Genomic DNA, 26,345 nt, shown 5'->3' on the forward strand with positions numbered 1-26,345 from the left:
CTCAGCCTGATCTCAATCATGTTTGAAGCACGTCGCTTAGGATACCCTTAGCGAAAACTATAAATCCCCAATCCTATGACCTAATGGTCAATAGATAAGGCGCTTGAGCAGCAATGTCGATTAACATTTCAGATCTAACCACCGCATTAAGCAAGGTGGAGCACATACATAAAGTCCAATTGGAAAATGTGCATCAATTCTTTAAGTCTAACGAAACTTTCTCGGTACAAGCCTTTAGCCAAATTGTGGCAACGGACTCTATTGATGAGCGTTTTAAAGCTATCGACAAAGAATTTGCTTTGTTGGGCGATGCTAAAACTTACCTACTAGAGGCTTCTTACTTAGTTGCTTAGAAACCAAGCCAGCTAAAGTAAAAAATTGCGCTTTCAAACCTTAAATGAGATTTATTTTTAATCGCATTACTGTTAAATTATCGGCAGTTATCGTATGAGGTTTTGCAATGAACGCGAAGAAAGCGCTAAAAAAATTGAAGAAGAAAACCGTAAGAAAAATGGCTTCTTCTTCACATAAACAGCTTAGTGCTTTAAAGAACAACGCATTAGGCAGCCCTGCCACATCAAAATCTCACACTTTCTCTTCACAAAGTGAACTCGTTAATGAGCTGAAAGGCGTCGCAAACCAAGCTGTAATGAGTGCAGCGTATGAGCTCGCAGCTCCTCTCAATCCACTATTATCTTGGTTTAACGATGCTGGCGGTGTCGTTGATTTCACCACTGCGCCTAAAAAACCCTCAGTACCGTTATCAAAACAGTCAGCGAACGATTCAACACCTGCATTTTCAGTTAAATCAGTCGGTCATTTGCCCTTGAAATCACCACCTTGCAAGCGTTGCCCAGCTCTCTCGAATGGCATTTGTAAGTGCGCAGCGAAGAAGTTTAAGCTTAGTGCTTAACGTCACAAGTAAAGCGATAGCCAAACGTACTTGATCAAAAAAGCCCGACTTGATGCCGGGCTTTTTAATGTTCTTTTTTCTCAACCGCTTATGCCAAATTCATGATAACTCGGCTGACTGATGGACCAACGATACGAGTCAATGCGATCCCTGTTAATCCTTTCACTAGACTCTTTGTTCCGCTCACCATTGCTTTCTCAACAAAAGAAGGCTTTTCGCTGCTTAGCGTCCAATGATGACTTTCTAGAATTTCCATCAAACTGTCACAATCTAGCTCACGACTATCGAAGCTGATCGCTACAGATCCTGCATATTTCTTATGCTTTACTTCACGTACAGCATCAATCCCTTCCAACTGACAAATCAATTCTTCGACTTCTTTGGGGTGATCTTTAATATAGTCAGAACGAACCCTAAGCCTATGATTTGTCTTGTGAATGTAAGTATTCATGCTAGCGCCAATCCAAATGATAACCATTACTTTTTTCAACAGTAGCATTGAAATTGATTAAGCGCAAAGCATTTGTAATTAGTTCGTCACATGATCCTTTTTCTCAATGAATCTGACCTCGCTTACCGTATAATTTTTTTATGAAACAGTACGTCGACCAGGCCTTAAAACTAAGAAAGTGGGTATCGATTGGCCACCATATCCCGGGAAGAGTAAGACTCAAATACAAGCTCGGCATCGTAGCGCATCTTGCCAGTTTCCGAAGTGACGACATCGAGAAAGCCATTTCTTCAATTCCGGCATTCAAAAACTATAAGTTGAATAATGCGACGGGCAGTATCGTCATTGAATACGACCCAACAACAGTCAACCCCAAAGCAATTGACGCGTTGTTTTCGGAGTCAAAAGAGGTTGCTGAACGAGCATGCTACGCGATAGCTGAGCAACTAGACTTAGATGGAGAACGTTCATGAGTGACTCATTGAACAACGCAAATCCATACGAAGCCTACTTCAAGGCCATGATGGAAATGCAAAAGGAAATGGCGAATGCTTACATGGCAAGCATGCAAAACGGTGAAATGCCACCAATGATGATGCCTCATCAAATGGGTATGATGCCGCATTTCCCACATCCTGCATTTTGTCATCCTCACCAAATGCCACCGGGCATGGGCGCACAATTCCACCCGGGAATGATGCCACCGCCCCCACACTGGCCGCATGCGGGGATGATGCAACACCCACAGCAACCTCAACAACCACCTCAAACCTCTGAAACACCAGAAAGCGATCCATTATTCGAGCAAGCTCAGGCGATGCTAGAAGGCGCTCTCGGTGAAGAAGCAGGCATGTTTAAAGAGATATTAGGAACTTTCGGTATGAACGATAAAGAGTTTTGGAAAGGCGCTATGGTAGGCGCTGCAGCAGCACTTCTATTAAGCAATGAAAATGTGCGCGGCAAACTAATGGGCTTGATATCAGGTGCTGGCGACATGCTGAAATCTGGTGGTTCAAGCGTAAAAGAAGGCGCCGTAAACACTGCAAGTGCAGTGAAAGAGAACGTGTCGACAGGAAGTGAAATCTTTAAAGAGACTTATGCTGCGGGTAAACAAGGCTTCCAAGAATCTGTAGAGCGTCACAAAGCAGAACCTGCAATCAAAGAAGTTGCCGAAAAAGCACCTAGTGAAGAAAACGAAGGTGAAAACGGTCAACCAGTTATCAAAGAACATGAGTAATTCAGCCAATAAACTCAGTTCTGCCAATCGTGCCATGTTAGTCGGTGCTATCGCAGGTGGCAGCGCGACAATTGCCAGCCAGTGGAAAGAGCATAAAGCGGGCAATATCGACACTAATGAAATGGCTACCAGCGCCGCAAAATCTGCACTTAAGACTGCAGCAATCGCTGGTGCGACAACGTATGTGGCAGAAAAAATGGCCGGTCGCCCTGCACTCTCTATGCTGACAATTCTCAGCGTAGGTGCAGCGGGTCTTTACTTAATGGATCAAGTTTCGGAATCTAAAGATGAACAATAACAACCCATACTACGGTTACCCTTACTACGGCTACCCACAGCAACAAAACCAAGCAGTGGATCCACAACAGCAGGCTGCAGAGCAACCATATAAAAAGCAAAACACAAAAACGCATTTTATGATGGGTATGGCAGCCGGGGCAGCAGTTGCTTACCTATTGACAAACAAAAAGTTTCAGCAAGGTGTTACGACTACTGGTGAGAAAGCTTGGTCCGCAGTCCGTGGTGAAGTAGAAGAGCTTAAAGAACGCTTAGAAGACACACAAGCAGAGCTGGAATACTACCGTAACCTATACAAAGGCGAAGAATGATCTCGATTCAGGTAAAGCATCACTTTCCCGGTCGGATCCGCTTTAAAGCATCAGCATTAAGGCATCACAAAGATGTCGGCACTTGGATTGAAACCAGTTTAATGGCAATCCAAGGCATCAGTGCTGTGCGGGTCAATGAGTCTGCTCAATCTGTTGTCGTCGAATATGACACACAACTGCTACAAGCAAAAACGGTTGAAGAACGTCTAAGCCAACTTGATTTAGCAGAAGCCACTCAAGAAGAAGCAGAACACAAGTTTACGCGTGGCGACATTGCCATGAACGTGATTGGCACTATCGCGGCGGCTTTACTGCCCAACAAATGGGGAGCACTATCAACCGCAACATTGATTGCTCCAACCTTATTTGAAGGGGTCAGCGATCTAAAAGACAAGAACATTTCTGTTGAAGTCTTAGATGCAATTGCTGTTGGTTTATCGGCTTGGCGCGGTGATTACCGTACTGCGATGATGACGCAAAGCTTAATCAGTCTTGGCGAATACATGGAGCAAAAGACCAGTCGCAACAGTGATCAACTACTGGCTGATTTGATGCGTCCTCAGGAATCGATTGTTTGGCGCGTAGACGGAACACAACGCACACAAGTGAACTCAACGGAGCTTGACGTTGGTGATGTCATTGAGCTGGCTCCTGGTGTGTCTATTCCTGTTGATGGCACTATCATCAAAGGGGCAGCACTGATTAACCAATCCTCTTTGACTGGTGAAAATGTGCCAGTTCGTCGTGAGGAAAGTGCTGTCGTCTACTCTGGAACTAGCGTGCACGAAGGTACAATTCAAGTTCGCGTCGACAAGGTCGGTAGCGAAGCGACCACCGCAAAAATTGCCAAACTGATTTATGACTCGCTGAGTGAAAAGAGCGAAATTCAGCAGGTTACACAAGACATGGCAAACCGCCGCGTGAAAATTACCTTGGGTATCGGAGCCGCAGTCTTTGCGCTAACTCAGGATATTAACCGCGTCGCGTCTGTATTCCTTGTAGATTACTCCTGTGCGCTCAAACTCAGTACGCCAGTAACCTTCAAATCCATCATGTACCGTGCGGCACAACAAGGGATCTTGTTCAAAGGCGGCAGCGCAATTGAAAAATTGGTAAAAATAGACACCTGTGTGTTTGATAAAACGGGCACGCTCACTCATGGTGATATGCAGGTAACGGATGTGATTCCATTATGCGATTCCAACACGGCTCGTGATTTACTCGCTATTGCAGCGTCTGTCGAAGAACACAGCAACCACCCACTTTCTCAGGCTGTGGTAAACGCGGCAAAACACAATCAACTACCACACATCGAGCACGGTGAAGTGGAATACGTGATTGCCCATGGTCTCAAGAGCACCATGAATGATCATGAGTTGGTAATGGGCAGTCGCCACTTCTTAGAAGTGCATGAGAGTGTTGACTTCACACCATTTGAAGATGTGATCAAAAAGTATGAAGCGCAAGGTCGTCACCTTATCTTCATCTCGCATCAAAATGTGTTGATCGGCATGATTGGCTTACGCGATCACTTGCGTGAAGATGCATTAGACACGCTAAATGCACTGCACCAGTTTGGTGTCAAAGAGCTGATCATGATTACTGGTGACAGCCAATTCAAAGCCAGCATTCTTGCTGATGAACTGAAACTAGATCGAGTCTTCGCTGAAGCAGTCCCTTCAGAGAAATCAACTATCGTTGAAGCGCTTCAGGCTGAAGGACGCACTGTTATGTTTGTTGGTGACGGCGTAAATGATGCGCCGGCTTTAACCGCAGCGGATGTCGGTGTCGCAATGGGTCGAGGTACTGAACTTGCCCGCCAAGTTGCCGATGTCGTGCTTCTTCGTGATCAGCTATACGGACTGGCAGAAGCGCGTGAGCTTGCCAATATCGCCATGCATGTGATCAACTCTAACATCAAGATCGCAGAATACGTGAATAGCGGAATCATGCTTGCTGCTGCGTTAGGTTGGCTCAATCCAACGATGAGTGCTCTACTCCATAACGGCACAACATTATCTATCCTTGGTCGCTCTGCAGCGCTTAGACATGGATAAATGCACGCTTTAAGAAAAGACTCCTGAAAGCGATGAGAAAAGCCCCGACTCAATCGAGTATCGGGGCTTTTTATTATCTAAGGGAGAGCATTAGTTTGATGAAAGCTTGTAACGATCATCAATGACTGTCACTTCTGGGAACGCTTTGCCACTCTTCATCGCTTTCTCTGTTTCTTTCTTCACAGACTTATCAATCCAGAAGTTACCAATATCCATTGGATGGAACATGCTCTCGGTGGATTTGGTCATTGCATCCTTTGGTGTAATCAGCCAGCGCCAATGTGCAACACGAGTATAAGGTACCATGTAACCTGGGACGATCACGTTTGCATCACCAACATACTTCTGGATCTGACGTGACAAGTCATAACGCTTTTGTTGTTCAAACTCGTTGTCATACGCTTCAATTAACTTATCTAGCTCAGGGCTACTGTAGTTCGTATGTGCATTCGTTTGCGGCTTGTTCGCATTCGCTGAGTGGAAGTATTCCCAATATGCTGGGATTTCACCTGAGCCCATATTTAAGAATGCCAGTTGGTGCTTTTTCTCTAGGATGTATTTAAACGCAGAGGAGCCATCAACAAGGTTAAGGGTAAACTCAAGACCCGCTAATTTCGCTTGTTCTTTTAGATAAGCAATTCTAGGAGTATGAGAATTGTAACCGTAAGTAATCGCAAAACTTAGGCGCTCGCCTTTGTCATTAACACGAATACCATCCGCCCCTATTTTATCGAAACCCGCTTTCTCGAAATGCTTAACCGCTTCTGCTGGATCAAATTTTGGTGGTGTATTGTTTGGATCATCATACTCACCATGACCAAAGCCTAAACCGTGTGGCTTACGTGAATAATCACCACGCATGATGTTTTCAATCATGCCATCGTAGTCTGTTGCAGCCATGATGCCTTTACGTACTTCTATATTGCCTAGCATCGGCATTGCTGTGTTAATCCACAGACCACCCGCACCTTGAGGTGATTGGTTGAAGCCCCAATACTTTTGGATATAACCCTTGGTGTAGCCATCGCTGTTTGTTTTGTCGTGCCAAAGGTTAGGTAGCACCATATCAAAGTAATCAAGCTTGCCTTTTTCGAAGTGCTTCATCGCGATGTCTTGGTCACGAATTACAGTGATACGTACTTTGTCTACGTTGTAACGGTTTTTGTAATAACGGTTGTTATAGCCCCACCAATCTTCACCAACGTGCTTAAAGGTAACACTCTTACCCTTTTTGATCTTATCAAGGTAGTAAGGGGCGGCGGTCGGTTCTGCCTTGAAGTTGAACTTGCGGACGAAGTTATCTGGCATACCGTCTTTGTTTTCGTCCTTTTCACCCTCAAAGAAGTGTTCTGGACGAGGTTGGAAGCCGTTACTTGGCATATTGATCAAAACCATGAGAGAGTCGTGGCTTTGCGCAACAGAAAGATTAACGCGAATTGTGTATTCATCAATCTTCTCTACGCTCACAATACTGTTTTTAAAGAAGTCGTTGTACCAAGGATCGATGATGTCTTCTGAAGTGTAATACTTCATCATAAATACGTAGTCGTCTGCGGTGATCTTCTCACCATCTGACCATTTAGCGGTTTCATCCAGCTTAAAGTAAACTGTTTTATTATCTTCACCGAACGCCCACTCTTTGGCTAATTGTGGGATCCATTTACCGGTGTTTGGATGGCGCTGTGCCAATTTAGGTGCGCCATCCATAAAGTAGTGACGTAGACCTGAGTTAGCATCAGGACCAACGCTACGAAGAGTCTGTGGAAAGCTCATCATATATGTGCGCAGAGTGCCGCCTCGTACAGCTTCATCAGAAGCGAAAAGAGGCTCGTTATTATTCGAAATCCATTCGATGTCAGCAGGTAGCTCCGCAGCATTTAACTGAAAGCTGCTCGCCATTAACATTGCCAATGCCGAGAATGGCAGAGTTTTTATCATTGTTTTCTTCCTTGTCGTGTTTGCGCAGTAAGACCAGAAGAACGACAACAAGTGAATCTCGAAGCGACTGTGTTTAATACACAGTAAAGGAAATAATGGGAGCGAATACAAAGTGAAGTCCTGTTCACTTCCGTATAAATATCAGAGAGTTTCACTAGGTCATCCTGACCTTACAACGCAGTGAATGCATCCACTCCATAGTATTCGTTACACATTTGTAACGCAACCCATCCATAACACATGGTTGCACTTTCCGAGTATCACAGCGGTTTATGTTAGCAAAGTGTGAACCTAGCAGTGCCATTAGCCATACAGTCAAGGCAAAACGATATCAATTACAGCTACCTCTATTTTTTCAGTGCAGCAAAAACAAAAAAGGCGAAGCGTTCCCACTTCACCTTTTTCGTTCGGTTCAAATCAACATTACATATTTGCTAAGCTATCGTTGATTGACTTAAGGACCGATGCAGGATCCACAGCCTGAGTAATCGGACGACCAATTACAAGGTAGTCAGAACCCGCTTGGATTGCATCTACTGGCGTCATGATGCGGCGTTGATCACCTTGCTCAGAACCTGCTGGGCGGATACCTGGAGTGATTAGCTTAAATTCTTTTCCAAGTTCATTTTTAAGTAGAGATGACTCTTGCGCAGAGCACACTACGCCATCAAGACCAGCGTTCTTTGTCAGAGTTGCTAGGCGAATAACCTGCTCTTGAGGAGCGACGTTCAGACCGATTCCAGCAAGATCGCTCTGCTCCATGCTTGTTAACACTGTCACACCAATAAGTAGCGGGCGGTCTTTACCGTAAGGTTCAAGAATTTCACGCGATGCTGTCATCATGCGCTCGCCACCACTTGCGTGTACATTCACCATCCATACGCCCAGTTCAGCTGCTGCGCGAACCGCTTTTGAACACGTATTCGGGATATCGTGAAACTTCAGATCTAGGAATACAGAGAAACCGCGTTTATGAAGCTCACGTACGAAATCAGGACCAAATAGCGTAAACATTTCTTTGCCTACTTTAAGGCGACATGACGCAGGATCAATTCTGTCTACAAACGCAAGCGCATCAGCTTGGTTATCATAATCCAGTGCGACAATAACTTTTTGGTCGATCATTTCATCTCCTAACTGTTTTTGGTTCTTATTAAATAAAGGTCAAAAAAATGCAGCGGACAGAAACTCTGCCAGCTGCATTAAAATTATTCACCGTCCAATCCTCGGATTGGCTTGATCGTCCCCCACCCTTTACACGATGGACAGTGCCAGTAAAGGGAATGAGTGGAGAAACCACATTTCCTGCATCGGTAGTGCGGTTTAACTTTTAATTGCTCACCAACCATCGCTTGTAGTGTAGAAAGGCTGTCTTTTGCACGACCATCTTCTGCTTCTGCAATATGGTAGTCAATAAGGCGGTAGAAGCCCTTCATAGTTGGGTTTTTCAATAGTTGTTTGGTTAGTAGTTCTTGTGCGGCTCCCACACTCTCATGGTGCGCAACTAACTGTGCCAACATCAATTCAGACGATACACCGGCTTTCTTATCGATACATGCTCGTAAAAATTCCACCAGCTCATCTTCTTGACCAAGGTGGTGATAACACTCGGCAATTGTTGGCAGTACATCACTAATAAAGTCTTTATCTTGCTCAAGCACGCCAGTCAGGTATTTGATGGTGTGTTTGTAGTCTTCTGATTCCAAGTACACGCGACCAAGAGCAATACTCGCACGGACACATTTAGGATCTTCTGAAAGTGCTTTCTTGAAATGTTGAATGGCTTTATTGGTATTGCCATCCGCTTGGTCAAGCATCGCCAGCTCACACCAGAAGTGCGCAATGTTAGCGCGAATACGAGTGCGTTTTTTGCCCATTTTCGCTAACTGGTTTGCGTAGTGAATCGCTTTTTCCCACTCACGGGTTTGTTGGTAAATAGTCACCAACTGTTGAAGGGCACTTTCACGATGGTCTGGCTCATCAACTAGCTGCTCAAAGATCTTCTCGGCACGGTCTAAAAAGCCGGAAGCCATGTAGTCTTTCGCCAGTTGCTGGAGAGCAAGGTTTTTCTGATCCAGAGTCAGACCAGAACGGGAAATCAGGTTTTGGTGGATACGAATTGCACGGTCGACTTCACCACGAGAACGGAAAAGATTACCTAACGCTAGGTGTGTATCTATCGTTTCGTTATCAACTTGGAGCAATTCAATAAAGTGGTCAACCGCCTTATCTGACTGATCAGATAAAAGCAGGTTAAGACCCGTCACGTACTGACGGGATATCTGATGAGATTGCTTCTGCTTGTCTTGCTGAGCGCTGCGATGCCCCATGTACCAACCATAGGCGGCGGCTATCGGCAATAACAAGAAGAGTAGTTCAAGCATTAAAGTTAAGCCTTATCCTTATGCCTGTTTTGCTACTGCTGGTTTAGCAGGTTTCTCTGCTTCAGCGGGCTCATACTTTTTAAGTTTCTTTTTCAGACGACGAACCTGAAGTTGAGTCTTGAATTGGATGCTAGCAAAGATAACCCATGCCAGAGCAAAGCCAACCACAAAGACCACACCTAGTAGCGTTGATAAGTGGAATTCACCCTTCGCTAAAAGGTAATTGAAAGTCACGATCTCTTGGTTTTGAGAACCTAAAGCCAGTGCAATTAAAAAGAGAGCTAAAACAGCAACGATTTTTATAATTTTCATGTTACATCACCCTTCGAGGAGTAAGTAGGTAAGATTATGCAGTAAAATGTTTCTTCAGACCATGTATATTACCAATAATCTAGTTATAAAAAAGCGGCATACACGAGAGTATGCCGCTTTTTCAAACTAATAAGAGAGCCTTAGCCAACCATATTTACACGTTCACGAAGCTCTTTACCAGGTTTGAAGTGAGGAACGTATTTACCTTCCAACTCCACTTTATCGCCCGTTTTAGGGTTACGACCTACGCGAGGCTCGCGGTAATGAAGAGAAAAACTACCAAAGCCACGGATCTCGATACGGTCACCGCTCTCTAGTGTAGAAGCCATGTGCTCTAAAATATCTTTTACAGCATCTTCTACCTCTTTCGCTGATAAATGTGTTTGCTCAGCGCAGAGTCTTTCAATCAGTTCAGACTTAGTCATAGTTGCCCTCTTTGAGTATCTTTATCACTCATTATAGTAAGTAATACTAATTCCAACAAACACTTGCTATCAATTCTAGACAAATTTTACACAAAATGCGCAATCAAAAAATGTCTTTTTTTAGCATAGTTTATCAACATTAGTATTACTACTCGCAAAGTAGCAAGCATAAAAAAGGAGCCTTGCGGCTCCTTTTTAGCTTAAGCGAGTAAATTATTCGCCTTTAGCAGCTTTGAAAGCGTCAGCCATTGCATTACCAAAAGCAGCTTCGTCTTGCTTGTTGATAGATGCCATTGCTTCTTGCTCTTCAGCTTCATCTTTAGCTTTGATAGATAGGTTGATTACGCGGTTCTTACGGTCAACACCTGTGAACTTCGCTTCAACAACATCACCAGCGCTTAGGATTAGAGAAGCATCTTCTACGCGATCGCGAGATACTTCAGAAGCACGGATGTAGCCTTCAACGCCTTCTGCGATTTCAACTGTAGCGCCTTTAGCGTCAACAGCAGTTACAGTAGCGTTAACTAGAACACCTTTCTTGTTGTCAGCAACGTAAGCATTGAATGGGTCGTTTTCCATTTGCTTGATGCCTAGAGAGATGCGCTCACGCTCAGCGTCTACTGCTAGAACAACTGCAGAGATCTCGTCGCCTTTCTTGTACTCACGTACAGCTTCTTCGCCAGCAACATTCCAAGAAATGTCAGATAGGTGAACTAGACCGTCGATGCCGCCTTCTAGACCGATGAAGATACCGAAGTCAGTGATAGACTTGATCTTACCAGTAACTTTGTCGCCTTTAGCTTGTGCTTCAGCGAATGACTGCCATGGGTTAGCTTTACACTGTTTCAGACCTAGAGAGATACGACGACGTTCTTCGTCGATTTCAAGAACCATAACCTCAACTTCGTCGCCAACATTAACAACTTTAGAAGGGTGGATGTTCTTGTTAGTCCAATCCATTTCAGAAACGTGTACTAGACCTTCAACGCCTTCTTCGATTTCAACGAAGCAGCCGTAGTCAGTTAGGTTAGTTACGCGACCAGTTAGTTTGTGACCTTCTGGGTAACGCTTAGCGATTGCTACCCATGGATCTTCGCCTAGTTGCTTAAGACCTAGTGATACGCGAGTACGCTCACGGTCGAACTTAAGAACTTTAACTTGGATCTCATCACCAACGTTAACGATTTCAGATGGGTGCTTAACACGCTTCCAAGCCATATCAGTGATATGTAGAAGACCGTCAACGCCACCTAGGTCAACGAACGCACCGTAGTCAGTAAGGTTCTTAACGATACCTTTAACTTCAGAACCTTCTTGTAGAGTTTCTAGAAGCTCGTCACGTTCAACGCTGTTCTCAGATTCGATAACTGCACGACGTGAAACAACTACGTTGTTACGTTTTTGGTCAAGTTTGATAACTTTGAACTCTAGCTCTTTGTTTTCTAGGTGAGCAGTGTCGCGGATTGGACGTACGTCTACTAGAGAGCCAGGAAGGAAAGCACGGATACCGTTTAGTTCAACAGTGAAACCGCCTTTAACTTTACCGTTGATGATACCAACAACAGTTTCAGCTTCTTCGTAAGCTTTCTCAAGAACGATCCAAGCTTCGTGACGCTTAGCTTTCTCACGAGAAAGTTGAGTTTCACCGAAACCATCTTCAACAGCGTCTAGAGCTACGTCTACTTCAGCGCCAACTTCAACTTCAAGTTCGCCAGCAGCGTTCTTGAACTGTTCAGCAGGGATAGCAGATTCAGACTTAAGACCAGCGTCAACAAGAACGAAACCGTTCTCGATAGCTACTACAGTACCTTTAACGATGCTGCCTTGTTGGAATTCTGTTTCGTTTAGAAACTCTTCAAAGAGTTGAGCAAAAGATTCAGTCATTTATTTAATCTTCAATAAATTAAACGTCCACGGGTATCCTACCGCATGGGGTTATTAAATTCGCCAATCATCATCCTTGCGACCGACGCTCTTAGCCTAGCCGAGCGTAATTACTCAGCTAGCTTCGATTCGATATATTGTAGTGCCTTTTCTACCACTTCGTCGATAGTCATCGACGTAGAATCTAGCACAAGCGCATCCTCTGCAGGGCGTAGTGGCGCCACTGGGCGGTTACGATCTCGATCGTCACGCTCTTGGATCTCGCTCAAAAGGTCAGCAAATCTAACATCTAACCCTTTATCTTGCAACTGTTTAAGGCGTCGATTTGCACGCTCTTCTGCACTCGCATCAAGGAAAATTTTCGCTTGTGCACCCGTGAATACAACCGTACCCATGTCACGACCATCAGCAACAAGACCCGGAGCAGTCTCAAATGCACGCTGACGACGCAATAATGCTTCACGAACGCGTGGCAAAGCTGCCACTTTAGACGCCGCCATCCCAGTTTCTTCTTTACGAAGTTCACCAGAGACGTCTTCGCCTTCTAGAATCACTTTTACTAGGTCACCTTCAGCAACAAACTGCACGTCTAGATGAGTAGCAAGTGGAACAAGCGCATCTTCTGACTCAGTGTCTACGCCGTGGTGAATCGCTGCGAGTGCAAGTACACGATAAATTGCGCCAGAATCAAGAAGATGAAAGCCCAACTTCCTCGCCAGCAACATACATAAAGTGCCTTTACCTGCACCACTAGGTCCATCTACGGTAACAACCGGAGTTTGAGAGGACATGTTCTTCTCCACCTATAATTTCTTTTTCAGCAATTTGCTCGGTTTTCGAGGCGCGTATTATACGGGTAATTGCCTTTTGGAGCGAGTAAAAATGTCGTGTAAAGCATTACACCCAACGCGCACTTGGATTCACGCTATTGAGAAAAGTTCCAATAAAAAACGGCGAGAATTTTCACTCTCGCCGTTTTAAGTTTTACTCGTTATCTTATCGATTAAACAATCGGTTTTTGACCACGCTCTGCAAGTTTAAGCACGACACTGTCTGCCACTTTACCTGCAACACCAGCGAGCTTGTCTGCCAGTTTCTTCTTCTGCACGTAATGCACTGCTAGTACGGTTTTCTCTTTGCATGCAGCGACAACCAGATCGTCGGAAGTGCTGATTTCATCCACCAGCCCTAGCTCTTTCGCTTGCGTACCAAACCAGTGCTCACCCGTTGCCACTTTTTCAAGCTCTAGATCTGGGCGACGCTCACGGATAAAGTCTTTAAATAGTACGTGTGTTTCTTCAAGTTCTTGCTTGAACTTATCGCGCGCTTTGTCAGTGTTCTCACCAAACATAGTCAGTGTGCGTTTGTACTCACCAGCCGTTAGCTGTTCGTACTCGATATCGTGCTTTTTCAACAGTTTGTTGAAGTTAGGGATCTGTGCGATAACACCGATAGAACCCACAATCGCAAACGGAGCTGAGACAATCTTGTCTGCCACACACGCCATCATGTAACCGCCACTTGCTGCAACTTTGTCGACAGAAATCGTCAGAGGCAGACCCGCTGCTTTGATTCGGTCAAGTTGAGAAGATGCCAAGCCATAACCATGAACCATGCCACCGCCAGACTCTAGACGCAGCAAAACCTCATCGCCTTCACGAGCGACAGCTAATACTGCAGTGATCTCTTCACGTAGCGAGCCTACTTCTTTTGCATCAATGCTGCCGTTGAAGTCCAACACGAACAGATGCGGTTCGCGCTTGCTATCGAGAGAACCTTCTTTGCTCGCTTGTTTGATTTCTTTCTCGCGAGATTTGTTCTTCTCTTTCTCTTCTTTCTTGACTGCTTTATCACGAGCTTTGATGAAAGCGTCATCGTGCAGGTGATGCTCCAACTGCTCTACCGCATCTTTATGACGTTCAGAAAGGTTGGTAACTTCCAATTCGCCTTTTGCTGCACCCGACTTACCACTCGCTGATTTTGCGATAATCAACAGCACAATTACTGCTGCAACAACGGTAACAATCTTAGCCAAAAACAGACCGTAATCTAATAAAAATTCCAATGAGAGTTCCTCTATCTCATACCAGTGATAGTCATCAATATGTTACGTAGAAAAATCAGAAAGAAGGCAAGAAAATCAGCAACCTCTTGTTCTGATTGATAGCGTTCAAATAACATACCGGACAACCGTTCTGGAATTGGTATAACACATGAATTGGTGTATTGTAACCAACTTGTCACGATTACCAAGATTTTCCATTGAGAAACAGGCGCATTTCTACACAAACGAACATGAAGCCTGTACGTCGGAACTAGATACAATAATAAGGATTAACTACCGTGAACTACTCCGTTTCAGCAGATGCCCTAAAAGGTAAAGTCATTCTTGTCACTGGCGCAGGCAATGGTATCGGTCGCCAAGCCGCCCTTTCTTACGCTCAGCACGGTGCGACTGTGATTCTACTGGGTCGAAACGTTCAAAACCTTGAATCCATTTACGATGAAATCGAGTCTGCGGGCTACCCTCAACCAGCGATCATCCCACTCGATCTAAAAGGTGCAACAAAGCAACACTACATCGACATGGCAGAAACCATCGAAGGTCAATTTGGTCGTTTGGATGGTCTATTGCACAACGCCGGTGTTCTCAGCACGCTGTGTCCGTTTGAGCAAATCAATGAAGAAGACTTCGACGACATCATGCAGATCAACGTGAAAGCGGAAGTACTGATGACTCAGGCGCTACTACCGATCATGCGTAAATCAGAAGCGGGTCGTATTGTCTTTACCTCTTCAACCGTTGGTCACTCTGGTCGTGCTTTCTGGGGTCCATACGCTATTTCTAAGTTTGCTGTAGAAGGTATGATGCAAGTCTTGGCTGATGAGTTGAGTGATACACCAATACGTGTGAATGCAATTAACCCTGGTGCAACTCGTACTCGTATGCGTGAAAAAGCCTACCCAGGTGAAGATGCAAACACGTTAAAAACACCGCTGGACATCATGCCGCTTTACCTTCACTTGATGGACCCAGCAGTCACTGATGTAAACGGTCAGTGCATCGACGCTCAACCAAAGCGTAAATAACCCACTTAGGTTACCTCACATAATTGATTGAAAAGGCAGCAAATGCTGCCTTTTTTCGTATTTCTGCCTATAAAAATCTTGCGACTTTCCATCACAGAAATATACTGTATGTACATACAGGTATTTTATTTATGCAAGACATCATCCAACACTTAAAAAGCCAGCATCTTGTTTGGCAAGCAAATCTAACCAAAGCTGACGATCATCAGTTCCTTAATAGTTCTGGTTTTCCGGAGCTAGATGCTCTGCTTGGTGGCGGCTTTCCTCCTCACGGAGTGGTGGAAATGGAATCCATAGGCAGCATTGGCGAGCTGCGTTTGCTTGCGCCTTACTTAAAAGCATCCCTTTCGAGAGGAGTCACGGCATTCATTCAGCCACCAGCATTGATGAATTCATTGTTCCTACACGGCATTGGGCTAGACATCAACCAGGTGTGGGTGGTCACGCCTCAACATCAGCGCGATACATTATGGGCAGCGGAGCAGTGCCTCAAGAGCGGTGTTTGTACCAACGTTTTGCTATGGCAAGATGAACTAGAGATCCACCAAGTAAAACGTCTGCAAGTGGCGAGCGAGCAAGGATCTTGCCCTCTGTTTATGCTCAAACCTAATATGACAAACCGCTTGTCTTTACCTGTTTCGTTGAGTCTGAAATTGCAAGGTCATGAACAAGGCGTTAGCGTGGAAGTTCTCAAACGAAAAGGCGGTTGGAGCAAAGGTAGTGTCGACATCAATTTCCAACACCACTACCCACAATTGGTGATGCCAACCACGACTCACATTCCATCAACTGTGGTCAATTTCCCATTGGCGAATCAAGGTTAGTGGTATGGCTTTGTGGATTTATTTGCACTTCCCTCGCCTGCAGCTAGACGCACTCTTTGGCGATAACCAAGAGCAACCCGTGGTGATCGTAGAAAGCCAACGTTGTCGGATCATTCAATACAACGAGATTGCCGAGCAACAAGGCATTAAACCAAATATGGGCTTGGGTAGTGCGGCTTCTTTGTGCCGAGATTTGCAAGTGCATCCTTATCATCCGCAAACCGAATTGAGCAAGTTACAAGAAATTGCGCAATGGCTGTATTTGATCACATCTGACGTCGTATTGATGCCAAACCAAGGTATTTTACTGCGCGCAACTCCAATGCTTAATCTCTATGAAGGGCTCCAAAACTATTGGAATAAAGTCAGAGCTCACTTATCGGAGCTGAAACTGAGTTTTCAATTCGGATGTGGCTTTTCGCCTTTTTCTGCCAAATTGATGGCATTAGCAGGGACGAACGTCATCAACGAAGACAAATCTGCCATACAACAAGCCTTATCGCCACTACCGTTAACACTGACAGATTTATCAAGCGCTACTGTAGAGAAGTTACAACGTGTAGGCGTCACCACACTGCAAGGCTTACTTGAACTGCCACTACAAGACATTGCACGCCGATTCGATATTGATTTGGTGAACTACGTTGGCCGACTGACTGGACAGTTTAAACACCCTGTCGACTTTTATCACCCTACCGAATCCTTCCAAGTTTATTTAGAACTGCTGTTTGAGATTGAAAACGTCCAATGGATTGAAAAGCCACTAGCTAAGTTGCTTCGTCAGCTCGAAACCTTTCTCAAGCTGCGTGATAAAGTCGCGTTTGAACTCTCTTTAACCCTCCACCAGCGAGACAAGCAAGCGCAGCACCTTCCGCTCACATCCGCACAAGGTGATTACTTGTGCCAACGTTGGCAACAGCTCGCGAGTTTGAGTTTGGAATCCGTCACGTTAAACGGCCCTGTTATCGGTCTGACGTTAAAAGTAGAACGCCAAGGTGAGCCTTTAAGTTCTGCACGCGATTTTTTTGCTGGGCAAAAAGGGCAAATGAACGCATTAGAGCTGCTCTCTTTACTGCAAGCCAAATTGGGCAAAAGCGCAATACTCAAACCCAATATTGCCTGCGATCCAAGACCAGAGAAAGCCAGCCAATATCGCCCAGCCGATGAGCCAGATGTCTCAATTAACACCGTTCCTGCTCTACTGCGCCCCGCGATGCAATTGCCCGCACCTATCGCGCTACAAGAGCAAATATCTCTAGTACATGGACCTGAGCGTATTGTCTCTGGATGGTGGGATGGTGATGAGATCATGCGTGATTATTACATTGCGCACACCAAGCAAGGTCGCTGGTTATGGGTATTTCGCGATCAGCACAAACATTGGTTTCTCCATGGCTATTTTTGTTAAATCGACAGTTATTTTTATTAGATCGTTATGAGTTACGCAGAACTGTTTTGTCAGTCCAACTTCTCCTTTCTCACTGGCGCTTCTCATGCAGAAGAATTAGTGTTGCAGGCGGCGTTTTATCGCTATCAAGCCATTGCAATCACCGATGAGTGCTCCGTCGCGGGCATTGTGAAAGCCCATACGACCATCGAGCAGCATAAACTCGACATCAAGCAAATTGTCGGCAGCATGTTTTGGCTCAATGATGAGTGCCAAGTGGTGCTGCTTTGTCCTTGTCGTAAAGCTTATGCAGAGCTGTGCCGGATCATCACTAATGCAAGGCGACGTAGCGAGAAAGGCAGTTATCAATTGTCTGAATGGGACTTGATGTCGATTCGTCACTGTTTAGTACTGTGGCTCCCTACTCATCAAGAAAGCGACCATTATTGGGGGCGTTGGCTCCAACAACACCACGCTCATCGATTATGGGTCGCGATTCAACGTCATTTAGACAGCGACGATAATGCCTACACCACACACTGTGAGTTACTGGCAAGCGAGTTCGAATTACCAATTACCGCTTGTGGTGGCGTCTTAATGCATGCGGTTGAGCGCTTACCATTGCAACATGTCTTAACCGCCGTAAAACATAGTTGTAGCGTCGACAAGCTTGGCTTTGGTCGCTTATCCAATGCCGAGCGAGCACTGCGTCCATTGAACAAACTGTCTCGAATTTACAAATCCGAATGGCTAGCAGAAAGCACTCATATTGCGAGCTTGTGCGCATTCAAGCTTTCAGAGTTGAAATACGAATACCCAACAGAACTGATTCCGGATGGTTACACTCCTACTACTTATCTACGTATGTTGGTCGAGCGTGGTAAAAAGCGGCGCTTTCCTGAGGGCGTACCCTCAGACATTCATCAAACCATTGAGAATGAATTAACACTCATCGAAGAGCTGCAATATCACTATTACTTTCTCACCATTCACGACATTGTGATGTTTGCTAAACAACAAGGCATTCTCTATCAAGGGCGAGGTTCCGCAGCGAACTCGGTGGTGTGCTACTGCTTAGAAATCACTGCCGTCGATCCTAGGCAAATCTCGGTCCTGTTCGAACGCTTTATTAGCCGAGAAAGAAAAGAACCGCCAGACATTGATGTCGACTTTGAACACGAGCGCCGTGAAGAAGTCATTCAATATATTTACAAAAAGTACGGGCGCGAGCGTGCCGCTCTGGCAGCCACCGTTATCAGCTATCGCTTTAAAAGTGCCGTGCGTGAAGTGGGCAAAGCGTTGGGGATTGAAGAGACTCAATTGGATTTCTTCATCAAAAACGTTAATCGACGTGATCGCAGCCAAGGTTGGCAAGCGCAAATCATCGAATTAGGATTGCAGCCAGAGTCGTTAAAAGGTCAGCAGTTTATCCAGTTGGTGAACGAGATCATTGGCTTTCCGCGCCATTTATCCCAACACGTTGGCGGCTTTGTGATTTCTTCTGGTCCTTTGTACGAACTGGTGCCTGTTGAGAACGCTTCGATGGAAGATCGCACCATTATTCAATGGGATAAAGATGATTTAGAAAGTTTAAAACTACTGAAAGTCGACGTCCTCGCGCTCGGCATGTTAAACGCGATCCGTAAATGCTTTCAATTGGTCGAGAAACACCATCAGCGATCACTGTCGATTGCCGAGATCACGCGATTGCAAGACGATCCGTACGTGTATCGTATGATCCAAAAAGCCGATACCGTTGGTGTGTTCCAAATTGAGTCTCGCGCGCAAATGAGCATGCTGCCGCGTTTAAAACCCGCGCGTTACTATGACTTGGTGGTGCAAATTGCCATTGTTCGCCCGGGTCCAATTCAAGGTGATATGGTGCATCCGTTTTTAAAACGACGAAATGGTGAAGAGCCAATCAGCTATCCATCAGAAGAAGTGAAAAGCGTACTAGAGCGCACTATGGGCGTGCCGATTTTCCAAGAACAAGTAATCAAACTGGCGATGGTAGCGGCAGGATTTAGTGGTGGTGAAGCCGATCAATTACGCCGTGCAATGGCGGCATGGAAGAAAAACGGCGATCTTGCCAAGTTCAAACCTAAGCTGATCGACGGAATGCGTGAGCGAGGCTATGACTTGGAGTTTGCTGAGCGCATCTTCGACCAAATCTGCGGCTTTGGTGAATATGGCTTCCCGGAAAGTCACTCAGCCTCTTTTGCTGTGCTAGCTTACTGCTCTGCATGGTTGAAATATTACTACCCTGCTGAGTTCTATACTGCCCTACTCAATAGCCAACCGATGGGCTTTTATAGCCCTTCACAATTGATTCAAGATGCGCGCCGACACGGTGTTGAAGTGCTGCCTGTTTGCATCAATCATTCCTCCTATCAGCACCATTTGGTCAAACGTCCGAATGGTCGCCTTGGTGTGCAACTGGGTTTTCGCTTAGTAAAGGGCTTTAATCAGGAAAGCGCCTTTCGGCTAGTTGAACGACGACCAAACTCCGGCTATCGCGCTATCCAAGAGGTGAAGCAAATCTTAAGAAACCGCCGCGATATTGAGTTACTCGCTTCTGCTAATGCGTTTCAAATCCTTTCAGGTAATCGCTATAACGCTCGCTGGGCAGCGATGGATTCACTATCAGACTTACCTTTATTCCATCACATGGAAGAGCCAATGGTAAGTTACCAGGCTCAGCCTTCTGAATACGAGAACTTAGTTGAAGATTATGCCAGTACCGGACTATCACTAAGTCGCCATCCGATTACGTTGCTGGAAGAAGCTGGTAAGTTACCGCGTTTTACTCGGATGAAGCAGTTAGTCGAAAAAGAGCATAAATCTTTAGTGACGGTTGTCGGTGTTGTCACAGGCAGACAATCTCCCGGCACCGCTGCTGGCGTGACCTTTTTCACTTTGGAAGACGATACAGGCAACATCAATGTGGTGGTATGGCGAGCAACAGCACGCGCCCAAAAGCAAGCTTATCTCACTTCAAAGGTGTTGATGGTCAAAGGAATTTTAGAGCGTGAAGGCGAAGTCACGCACGTGATCGCAGGTAAGCTCATCGATTGCACGCACAATCTTGCTGAGCTGAAAAGTAAATCACGCGACTTCCATTAAGCAATCATGTTTTAGAGGTAGGAAAAGGCATTGCACCGAAAAAAGTAAAGGGAGGTCAAGCCTCCCTTTTTGATTCTGCTGAATTAATCTTCAGTCATCGTTTCCGTACGCTTAGTCTTGTATTTCCTATACAGTAACAAGGATAAAGTCATGATGACTTTCGATGTTAACCATATCATTAAACGGAAGTACCCTATATTGATAAGTCTAAATAGACTCATAGGTGAAAAGTGACGCGATATACTTTACATATTTCATTCTCAGAAATATGTAAAACAGTTTAGCAATCACCGTTCAATTAATCACCTATCCTTATGGATTAATTTAGGGCTCACTGATTAATTCTACGTATATAAAACTTGACGCATTCTGTCTTGTGCAACTTCAACCAAAAGATCAGGCTGGAACTTAGAAATAAAGCGATCACACCCCACTTTTTGCACCATGGCTTCGTTGAAGCTACCACTTAAAGATGTGTTTAAGGTGATAAACAACTTGGACATTCTAGAATCAGAACGCACTTCATGAGTCAGCCTATACCCGTCCATCTCTGGCATTTCCGCATCCGTAATCATCATCAGCAGTTCTTTTTCGATGTCTTTGCCTTCATCACACCAACGCTTAAGAACCGTTAATGCTTCTAAACCGTCGCGACATTCGATGATGTTCAAACCAAGCTGAGATAAGGTGTCTCTTACCTGATTACGCGCGGTTGATGAATCATCAACAATGAGGACATTTTGTCCAATCATTGCTTGAGCCAGTTCTCGATCTAGTATGCCGTCAGAGATGGTCACGTCATAATGAACGATTTCAGCCAGTACTTTTTCTACATCAATAATTTCAACGATTTGAGATGAATCCCCATCTTTCACTTGGGTGATAGCAGTTAGGTAGTTGGAGCGTCCTGATGTAGATGGTGGCGGCTGAATCTCAGTCCATGCAGTATTGATGATGTTGCGAACCGGTCCAACAAGGAAACCTTGAATAGAACGGTTGTACTCGGTGATGATCAAGTTCTCTTCTTCAACTTCACCACGCAATGGAGGGAAACCGATCGAGCAACGTAAATCAATCACAGGTACAGCTTCACCACGCAAAGATGCCACACCACGAATGTTATAGTGAGAACCTGGCAGCTTAGTAAGCGGAGGCAGTTTGATCACCTCTTTCACTTTAAAAACGTTAATCGCAAATAACTGGCGACTATTTAGCGTGAACAGCAAAAGCTCTAGTCGGTTTTCACCCACTAGATTTGTACGCTGATCAACCGTATTTAACACTCCGGACATACCACTACCTAACTTTGAACGACTACCTTTCACTCTTTATAGAAAACTGTGTTGGAACAACAAAGTAATACTTTTTTATGAGTGTTCTACAATACTTACGAAAATTACATTAATGCTATTGATATAGCAATGAAGCAGCGCTCAGATTCGAGTTTTCTCTGCTCATATGATCAAAAAAGGGCGAACCTTCCTGTTCACCCTCAGTAAATGCCCTATTCTGATGTCAGAAAAATTAACCTTCAATCACCTTCATCAACAACTGACCGTCGTACAGTGCTTGCTTAATCAAAGCCGCTCCCGGCATGGTCGCTTGTTTATAGAAACGAGACTCCACCAGTTCAAGGTCTTGGTGGTAAACCGGCAAACTTTGTTCTTCAATACAACGACGAACAGCAGGATAAAGCACCTCTTTCGCTTGGTTGATCACCCCACCAATTAAGATCTTTTCTGGGTTAAATAGGTTAATAACAATCGCAATGGCAGAGCCTAAGTAACGACCAAGCTTCTCGATAACATCAACAGCCAAAGGGTCGCCATTTGCAGCCGCCTCACAGATACTTTCAATGCTCATTTCTTCTTGTTCAGCAAGAACTGAAGCTTCACCTTGAGCAATACGAGTCACAACCTCTTCTCGAATCGCTTGTGAGCTGGCAACGGTTTCAAGGCAACCAATATTGCCGCAATGACAACGCTTGCCATTCGGATCGATTTGGATATGACCGAGTTCACCGATGTTACCGTGTCGACCTTGTAGCACTCGACCATCCAAGATAATACCTGCGCCTAAGCCGTGGTGAATAGAGATAAGAACCGAGTTGTCGTTGTCTTGTGAATGACCAAACAGTTTCTCTGCTAGTGCCCATGCACGCGTATCGTTGGCAATAAAAACCGGTAAGCCTGTTGCTTTGTATATTTCAGGACCTAACGCTAGGTTCTCAACATTGTAATGCGGCATTTGCAACACGATACCCTGCTCTGAGTTCACTAGACCGGGCAGAGTAATCGCAATACTGGTAACACGATCAAGTTGATCGGCGTAGGTTTGGAAGAATTCATCAATTTCGTAGAGTAAACGTTCCAGCACATCATCTTGGTCACGTTCGTGGATATCGATTTTGGTATCGATAAGAACGTCACCGCCAAGCTCGTGCAGTGCAATCGTCAAGTAGCCTCGACCTAAACGCATCGACAAGAATTGCCAACCTTCATTATTGACCTGTAACCCCACCGCAGGACGACCGCGACTGGTTGCTTCCTGTACCGTTGTTTCATGGATCAGGTGGGCTTCAATCAATTCTCGAGTGATCTTAGTGATACTCGCAGGCGCAAGCTCACTTTGCTTGGATAAATCGATTCGAGATATTGGACCCTTTAGGTCAATTAGTTTGTATACACGACCAGCATTGACCTGTTTGATATGATCAATATGGCCCGGTTGAGCCATGTACATCTTGCACTCCGAAATTCTATAACGGGATAATTTTTTTACTTTGCGAAGTAATTGTGAAGTGAATTGATAAATCCCCGTGACAAGCATCACGTATAAACATGTTTGTTTGTGTATTCAATCAAATAACTAGAAATCGACTCCTGTTAAATTGTTTGAAAAATGACTTATTTTATTCATCAAATTAGGTTGCAACACCTGTGTGTTGATGTTTTTTCAGCACTTTGACCTAAATGCCAACAATCCGCGCATACTGTGCATATACTTAGCGAGAATAGAATTCGAGTTATCTAGTCCTACACCTGCATTCTTCGGAGAATCTATGACTTCCATATTAAGAAGAACCAAAATTGTTACAACGCTTGGCCCTTCAACAGATAAAGACAATGTCCTTGAAGAGATCATCAAAGCTGGAGCAAATGTCGTCCGTATGAACTTCTCTCACGGTACCAGTGACGATCATATTCAACGCGCGCAAAAAGTCCGTGCTATTGCGGCAAAACTAGGACGTCAAGTTGCCATTCTTGGTGATTTACAAGGCCCAAAAATCCGCGTATCCACCTTCAAAGATGGCAAAATTTATCTTGATGTCGGTGACAAATTCACACTAGACAGTGATTTACCAAAAGGTGAGGGAAACCAAGAGTCCGTTGGTTTGGATTACAAAGAGCTACCGCAAGACGTTTCACCTAACGATATCCTGCTCCTTGACGATGGACGTGTTCAACTGCAAGTCACTAGTGTCGAAGGGAATAAAGTTCATACACGCGTCACCGTTGGTGGTCCCTTGTCTAATAACAAAGGAATCAACAAAAAAGGTGGCGGTTTATCTGCCGATGCATTAACAGAGAAAGACAAAGCGGACATTCTCACTGCCGCAAAAATCAAAGTCGATTACCTTGCGATTTCTTTCCCTCGTAATGGCGAAGATATGCACTATGCTCGCCGTTTGGCAAGAGATGCAGGTCTAGAAGCAAAACTCGTTGCCAAAGTTGAACGAGCAGAAACGGTAGCCACCAGCGAGTCGATTGATGACATTATTCTTGCGTCCGATGTAGTGATGGTTGCTCGCGGCGACTTGGGTGTAGAAATTGGTGATCCAGAGCTTGTTGGCGTGCAGAAAAAACTCATCCGTCGTGCTCGCAGCTTAAACCGCATCGTGATTACTGCGACTCAAATGATGGAGTCTATGATTGCGGCACCGATGCCAACCCGAGCAGAGGTCATGGACGTTGCCAATGCCGTGCTAGATGGTACAGATGCAGTAATGCTTTCTGGAGAAACGGCGGCGGGCCAATTCCCAGTAGAAACTGTCAAGTCCATGGCAGAAGTATGTATGGGCGCAGAGAAGATGGCTGAAGCAAGCTTGTCGACGTATCGCTTAGATCGCACCTTTGCAACCGCAGAAGAAACCATCGCAATGTCCACTATGTACGCAGCTAACCACATGGAAGGCGTAAAAGCGATGATTGCCTTGACCGAATCTGGTCGCACCGCGCTCATGATGTCTCGTTTGAGTTCAGGTCTGCCTATTTTCGCGTTATCACGCAACGAATCGACACTGAATCGTGCTGCGCTTTATCGTGGGGTAACTCCGGTGTACTTTGACTCAAAAGGTGGCGCAGGTCTAACTACCGCACACGATGCAATTGTGACGTTAAAAGAACAAGGCTTATTGGATGAAGGGGATTTGGTGATCATCACTCAAGGTGATGTTATGGACGTGGTTGGTTCAACCAACTGCATGCGAATCCTGTCAGCATAAGTTCAACACTTGATAAGCAAGGGCACCGAAATGGTGCCCTTTTTATTATCTAGGCTGTCTCTCGACCTTCCATATTTAATTTGTCGTAAAGCTGAATCAGGTTAAAACCGGTTTGCAAACCAAGCTGATAATCATGCTCAAGAGCTTCAGGGTCACTTAAAAGAGATGAGGATTGCAGCTCCTCTTTCGGCGCCAATTGCAAAATAAAAGTATCGTCAGGCGGTGCGCTAAGGAAAGCTTGCGTCAACTCGAAGGTTTGATAATGGATCATCAACATGTCTGCTAATCCAGAATCAAAATTCTCACCAATCAAATGGCTCAAACGATAGAGGTTATCGGCTCCAAATAGCCAGCGCCCACCATTTAATAACTTTCTGCCAGACAATTTAGATTGATGTGCTGCGTTAATTTTTTGCTGCAAGAAATTGCTCCAATCTTCCTTCCATTGATGGACCTTATCTTGCCAAGATTCTTGAACCGAGTTTATGGACTCTCGGTACCATTTGATCCCTTCTTCACCAAGCTCACTTTGCGCTTTGGCTTCCGATTCAGAGAAAGGCTCAGTGCGGATCACTATGATATTTCGTGCATTTTTACGCCACGCTTCTTGAACGGGAATCGATGCAGAAACGCCTCCATCAACAAAATGCTGCCCGTTTACATTTACAGCACCTTGATACAGTTTTGGAATAGCACATGTAGCCACCATCGTATTGAGCCAATCACCACCGAGTATTGGTAAGTAGTGGTCTGAGAGCGTATCGACGTTAGTGACCGCAGCAAACGCTCCTCTTTGACCTAGCGCAGAGCGACCAAGATCCAGATCGAGTTTATAAGGGTAATCTTGAATACGTTCGAGCGCCCACTCCAAACCTAAGTACTGTTTTTTACGAATGTAGCGGATCAGATGGAAGAATTCGGGAGCCGTGGTCAGATCGGTTATAAAAGCTTTACCCATACCATGCTGACGACAAAGGAAAGCACAGAGGTTAAGCGCTCCGGCAGACGTACCATAGAATTCGTCGAATGGATCGAAATTAGAGAGAAGAAATGCGTCTAGCACACCAGCGGTAAAAATCCCTCTCTGCCCTCCTCCTTGTGCGACAAGGGCAGTTTTGCCATTTCTAAACTGCTCATACACTTGAATGTCGAGCTCAGCATGGCTATCAGTGATAATACCGCTGTTGCGTATCATAGGCGTAATGCCG

At 45.1% G+C, this 26,345-nt stretch carries 24 protein-coding genes; 12 read left to right on the forward strand and 12 right to left on the reverse strand.

The features are described from left to right. The first annotated feature begins 113 nt into the window (after positions 1 to 113). Positions 114 to 353: a hypothetical protein gene (locus VHA02S_RS04840; protein ID WP_005444872.1), complete on the forward strand. Its 240-nt coding sequence runs from the start codon at positions 114 to 116 to the stop codon at positions 351 to 353. Positions 354 to 460: 107 nt separating this feature from the next. Continuing rightward, positions 461 to 913 (forward strand): hypothetical protein, encoded by a 453-nt coding sequence (locus VHA02S_RS04845; protein WP_038898654.1) that lies wholly within the window; start codon positions 461 to 463, stop codon positions 911 to 913. Between the two features lie 88 nt (positions 914 to 1,001). Here the strand turns inward: VHA02S_RS04845 and VHA02S_RS04850 are convergent, their stop codons facing one another. Beyond that, positions 1,002 to 1,280, reverse strand: coding sequence for a hypothetical protein (locus VHA02S_RS04850; protein WP_250160380.1), 279 nt, complete (start codon positions 1,278 to 1,280; stop codon positions 1,002 to 1,004). A gap of 224 nt (positions 1,281 to 1,504) precedes the next feature. Here VHA02S_RS04850 and VHA02S_RS04855 point away from each other — a divergent pair, with 224 nt between their 5' ends. Genes VHA02S_RS04855 through VHA02S_RS04875 form a run of 5 tightly spaced genes read left to right on the forward strand, consistent with a single transcriptional unit; the run spans position 1,505 to position 5,266 of the window. Beyond that, on the forward strand, positions 1,505 to 1,837 hold the full coding sequence (locus tag VHA02S_RS04855) for an HMA2 domain-containing protein (protein WP_005444868.1): 333 nt from the start codon (positions 1,505 to 1,507) through the stop codon (positions 1,835 to 1,837). Then, positions 1,834 to 2,601: a YtxH domain-containing protein gene (locus tag VHA02S_RS04860; protein WP_038898655.1), complete on the forward strand. Its 768-nt coding sequence runs from the start codon at positions 1,834 to 1,836 to the stop codon at positions 2,599 to 2,601. Before VHA02S_RS04855 ends, VHA02S_RS04860 begins: the two co-directional genes overlap by 4 nt. Next, positions 2,594 to 2,899: a magnetosome protein MamC family protein gene (locus VHA02S_RS04865; protein WP_005444866.1), complete on the forward strand. Its 306-nt coding sequence runs from the start codon at positions 2,594 to 2,596 to the stop codon at positions 2,897 to 2,899. Before VHA02S_RS04860 ends, VHA02S_RS04865 begins: the two co-directional genes overlap by 8 nt. Next, positions 2,889 to 3,209 carry a hypothetical protein gene (locus VHA02S_RS04870; RefSeq protein ID WP_005444865.1) on the forward strand — a complete coding sequence of 107 codons (321 nt, stop codon included), beginning with the start codon at positions 2,889 to 2,891 and terminating at the stop codon, positions 3,207 to 3,209. The genes VHA02S_RS04865 and VHA02S_RS04870 overlap by 11 nt, the downstream gene beginning before the upstream one ends. Further along, positions 3,206 to 5,266: a heavy metal translocating P-type ATPase gene (locus tag VHA02S_RS04875; RefSeq protein ID WP_009698469.1), complete on the forward strand. Its 2,061-nt coding sequence runs from the start codon at positions 3,206 to 3,208 to the stop codon at positions 5,264 to 5,266. The genes VHA02S_RS04870 and VHA02S_RS04875 overlap by 4 nt, the downstream gene beginning before the upstream one ends. 90 nt (positions 5,267 to 5,356) lie before the next feature. Here VHA02S_RS04875 and VHA02S_RS04880 read toward each other — a convergent pair whose 3' ends face one another. The 8 genes from VHA02S_RS04880 to sohB all read right to left on the reverse strand — a co-directional run bounded on the left by VHA02S_RS04880 (position 5,357) and on the right by sohB (position 14,274). Beyond that, positions 5,357 to 7,204: an extracellular solute-binding protein gene (locus VHA02S_RS04880; RefSeq protein WP_038898656.1), complete on the reverse strand. Its 1,848-nt coding sequence runs from the start codon at positions 7,202 to 7,204 to the stop codon at positions 5,357 to 5,359. Between the two features lie 423 nt (positions 7,205 to 7,627). Beyond that, a complete protein-coding gene (gene pyrF / locus VHA02S_RS04885) occupies positions 7,628 to 8,329 on the reverse strand; it encodes an orotidine-5'-phosphate decarboxylase (RefSeq protein WP_005444860.1) in 702 nt (233 codons plus the stop codon). A gap of 83 nt (positions 8,330 to 8,412) precedes the next feature. Further along, on the reverse strand, positions 8,413 to 9,588 hold the full coding sequence (lapB, locus tag VHA02S_RS04890) for a lipopolysaccharide assembly protein LapB (RefSeq protein ID WP_005444858.1): 1,176 nt from the start codon (positions 9,586 to 9,588) through the stop codon (positions 8,413 to 8,415). An 18-nt stretch (positions 9,589 to 9,606) separates the two neighbouring features. Then, positions 9,607 to 9,900, reverse strand: coding sequence for a lipopolysaccharide assembly protein LapA domain-containing protein (locus tag VHA02S_RS04895; protein WP_005444857.1), 294 nt, complete (start codon positions 9,898 to 9,900; stop codon positions 9,607 to 9,609). Between the two features lie 140 nt (positions 9,901 to 10,040). After that, positions 10,041 to 10,325, reverse strand: coding sequence for an integration host factor subunit beta (gene ihfB / locus VHA02S_RS04900; RefSeq protein ID WP_005444856.1), 285 nt, complete (start codon positions 10,323 to 10,325; stop codon positions 10,041 to 10,043). Positions 10,326 to 10,538: 213 nt separating this feature from the next. Then, on the reverse strand, positions 10,539 to 12,209 hold the full coding sequence (rpsA, locus tag VHA02S_RS04905; protein ID WP_005444855.1) for a 30S ribosomal protein S1: 1,671 nt from the start codon (positions 12,207 to 12,209) through the stop codon (positions 10,539 to 10,541). Between the two features lie 110 nt (positions 12,210 to 12,319). Beyond that, positions 12,320 to 13,000, reverse strand: coding sequence for a (d)CMP kinase (gene cmk / locus VHA02S_RS04910; RefSeq protein WP_038897697.1), 681 nt, complete (start codon positions 12,998 to 13,000; stop codon positions 12,320 to 12,322). A gap of 212 nt (positions 13,001 to 13,212) precedes the next feature. Next, positions 13,213 to 14,274, reverse strand: coding sequence for a protease SohB (gene sohB, locus VHA02S_RS04915; protein ID WP_005444853.1), 1,062 nt, complete (start codon positions 14,272 to 14,274; stop codon positions 13,213 to 13,215). A gap of 278 nt (positions 14,275 to 14,552) precedes the next feature. On the opposite strand from sohB, the gene VHA02S_RS04920 reads away from it, so the two are divergent. The 4 genes from VHA02S_RS04920 to VHA02S_RS04935 all read left to right on the forward strand — a co-directional run bounded on the left by VHA02S_RS04920 (position 14,553) and on the right by VHA02S_RS04935 (position 20,633). Further along, a complete protein-coding gene (locus VHA02S_RS04920) occupies positions 14,553 to 15,299 on the forward strand; it encodes a YciK family oxidoreductase (RefSeq protein ID WP_005444850.1) in 747 nt (248 codons plus the stop codon). Positions 15,300 to 15,430: 131 nt separating this feature from the next. Continuing rightward, complete coding sequence (gene imuA / locus VHA02S_RS04925) at positions 15,431 to 16,123, forward strand: translesion DNA synthesis-associated protein ImuA (RefSeq protein WP_038897696.1); 693 nt, start codon at positions 15,431 to 15,433, stop codon at positions 16,121 to 16,123. A 4-nt stretch (positions 16,124 to 16,127) separates the two neighbouring features. After that, positions 16,128 to 17,531: a Y-family DNA polymerase gene (locus VHA02S_RS04930; protein WP_038897695.1), complete on the forward strand. Its 1,404-nt coding sequence runs from the start codon at positions 16,128 to 16,130 to the stop codon at positions 17,529 to 17,531. Between the two features lie 27 nt (positions 17,532 to 17,558). Then, positions 17,559 to 20,633, forward strand: coding sequence for an error-prone DNA polymerase (locus VHA02S_RS04935; protein WP_038897694.1), 3,075 nt, complete (start codon positions 17,559 to 17,561; stop codon positions 20,631 to 20,633). A 344-nt stretch (positions 20,634 to 20,977) separates the two neighbouring features. Here VHA02S_RS04935 and VHA02S_RS04940 read toward each other — a convergent pair whose 3' ends face one another. Together VHA02S_RS04940 and mlc are read right to left on the reverse strand one after the other, a co-directional pair. Continuing rightward, on the reverse strand, positions 20,978 to 21,925 hold the full coding sequence (locus tag VHA02S_RS04940; protein WP_005444843.1) for a chemotaxis protein CheV: 948 nt from the start codon (positions 21,923 to 21,925) through the stop codon (positions 20,978 to 20,980). A 232-nt stretch (positions 21,926 to 22,157) separates the two neighbouring features. Continuing rightward, the gene (mlc, locus tag VHA02S_RS04945; protein ID WP_005444840.1) at positions 22,158 to 23,375 is read right to left on the reverse strand and encodes a sugar metabolism global transcriptional regulator Mlc; all 1,218 of its coding nucleotides are present in this window, start codon (positions 23,373 to 23,375) and stop codon (positions 22,158 to 22,160) included. 319 nt (positions 23,376 to 23,694) lie between these two features. Here mlc and pyk point away from each other — a divergent pair, with 319 nt between their 5' ends. Continuing rightward, a complete protein-coding gene (pyk, locus tag VHA02S_RS04950) occupies positions 23,695 to 25,137 on the forward strand; it encodes a pyruvate kinase (protein ID WP_038897693.1) in 1,443 nt (480 codons plus the stop codon). Positions 25,138 to 25,186: 49 nt separating this feature from the next. On the opposite strand, the gene VHA02S_RS04955 is transcribed toward pyk, so the two are convergent. Continuing rightward, positions 25,187 to 26,332, reverse strand: coding sequence for a patatin-like phospholipase family protein (locus VHA02S_RS04955; RefSeq protein ID WP_005444837.1), 1,146 nt, complete (start codon positions 26,330 to 26,332; stop codon positions 25,187 to 25,189). Positions 26,333 to 26,345 lie beyond the last annotated feature (13 nt).

The sequence above is a fragment of the Vibrio harveyi NBRC 15634 = ATCC 14126 = KCTC 12724 genome (assembly GCF_001591145.1).
In the GTDB taxonomy this organism is placed as follows: Bacteria; Pseudomonadota; Gammaproteobacteria; order Enterobacterales; family Vibrionaceae; genus Vibrio; species Vibrio harveyi.

Bases quoted from the DNA above. Each gene is read 5' to 3' on its own strand.
- VHA02S_RS04940 (WP_005444843.1), bottom strand. From the start codon at position 21,925: ATGTCCGGAGTGTTAAATACGGTTGATCAGCGTACAAATCTAGTGGGT.
- VHA02S_RS04840 (WP_005444872.1), top strand. From the start codon at position 114: ATGTCGATTAACATTTCAGATCTAACCACCGCATTAAGCAAGGTGGAG.
- VHA02S_RS04845 (WP_038898654.1), top strand. From the start codon at position 461: ATGAACGCGAAGAAAGCGCTAAAAAAATTGAAGAAGAAAACCGTAAGA.
- VHA02S_RS04895 (WP_005444857.1), bottom strand. From the start codon at position 9,900: ATGAAAATTATAAAAATCGTTGCTGTTTTAGCTCTCTTTTTAATTGCA.
- VHA02S_RS04880 (WP_038898656.1), bottom strand. From the start codon at position 7,204: ATGATAAAAACTCTGCCATTCTCGGCATTGGCAATGTTAATGGCGAGC.
- pyrF (WP_005444860.1), bottom strand. From the start codon at position 8,329: ATGATCGACCAAAAAGTTATTGTCGCACTGGATTATGATAACCAAGCT.
- ihfB (WP_005444856.1), bottom strand. From the start codon at position 10,325: ATGACTAAGTCTGAACTGATTGAAAGACTCTGCGCTGAGCAAACACAT.
- VHA02S_RS04875 (WP_009698469.1), top strand. From the start codon at position 3,206: ATGATCTCGATTCAGGTAAAGCATCACTTTCCCGGTCGGATCCGCTTT.
- VHA02S_RS04930 (WP_038897695.1), top strand. From the start codon at position 16,128: ATGGCTTTGTGGATTTATTTGCACTTCCCTCGCCTGCAGCTAGACGCA.
- VHA02S_RS04865 (WP_005444866.1), top strand. From the start codon at position 2,594: ATGAGTAATTCAGCCAATAAACTCAGTTCTGCCAATCGTGCCATGTTA.
- cmk (WP_038897697.1), bottom strand. From the start codon at position 13,000: ATGTCCTCTCAAACTCCGGTTGTTACCGTAGATGGACCTAGTGGTGCA.
- VHA02S_RS04935 (WP_038897694.1), top strand. From the start codon at position 17,559: ATGAGTTACGCAGAACTGTTTTGTCAGTCCAACTTCTCCTTTCTCACT.
- rpsA (WP_005444855.1), bottom strand. From the start codon at position 12,209: ATGACTGAATCTTTTGCTCAACTCTTTGAAGAGTTTCTAAACGAAACA.
- mlc (WP_005444840.1), bottom strand. From the start codon at position 23,375: ATGTACATGGCTCAACCGGGCCATATTGATCATATCAAACAGGTCAAT.
- VHA02S_RS04955 (WP_005444837.1), bottom strand. From the start codon at position 26,332: ATGATACGCAACAGCGGTATTATCACTGATAGCCATGCTGAGCTCGAC.
- pyk (WP_038897693.1), top strand. From the start codon at position 23,695: ATGACTTCCATATTAAGAAGAACCAAAATTGTTACAACGCTTGGCCCT.
- VHA02S_RS04855 (WP_005444868.1), top strand. From the start codon at position 1,505: ATGAAACAGTACGTCGACCAGGCCTTAAAACTAAGAAAGTGGGTATCG.
- lapB (WP_005444858.1), bottom strand. From the start codon at position 9,588: ATGCTTGAACTACTCTTCTTGTTATTGCCGATAGCCGCCGCCTATGGT.
- imuA (WP_038897696.1), top strand. From the start codon at position 15,431: ATGCAAGACATCATCCAACACTTAAAAAGCCAGCATCTTGTTTGGCAA.
- VHA02S_RS04860 (WP_038898655.1), top strand. From the start codon at position 1,834: ATGAGTGACTCATTGAACAACGCAAATCCATACGAAGCCTACTTCAAG.
- VHA02S_RS04870 (WP_005444865.1), top strand. From the start codon at position 2,889: ATGAACAATAACAACCCATACTACGGTTACCCTTACTACGGCTACCCA.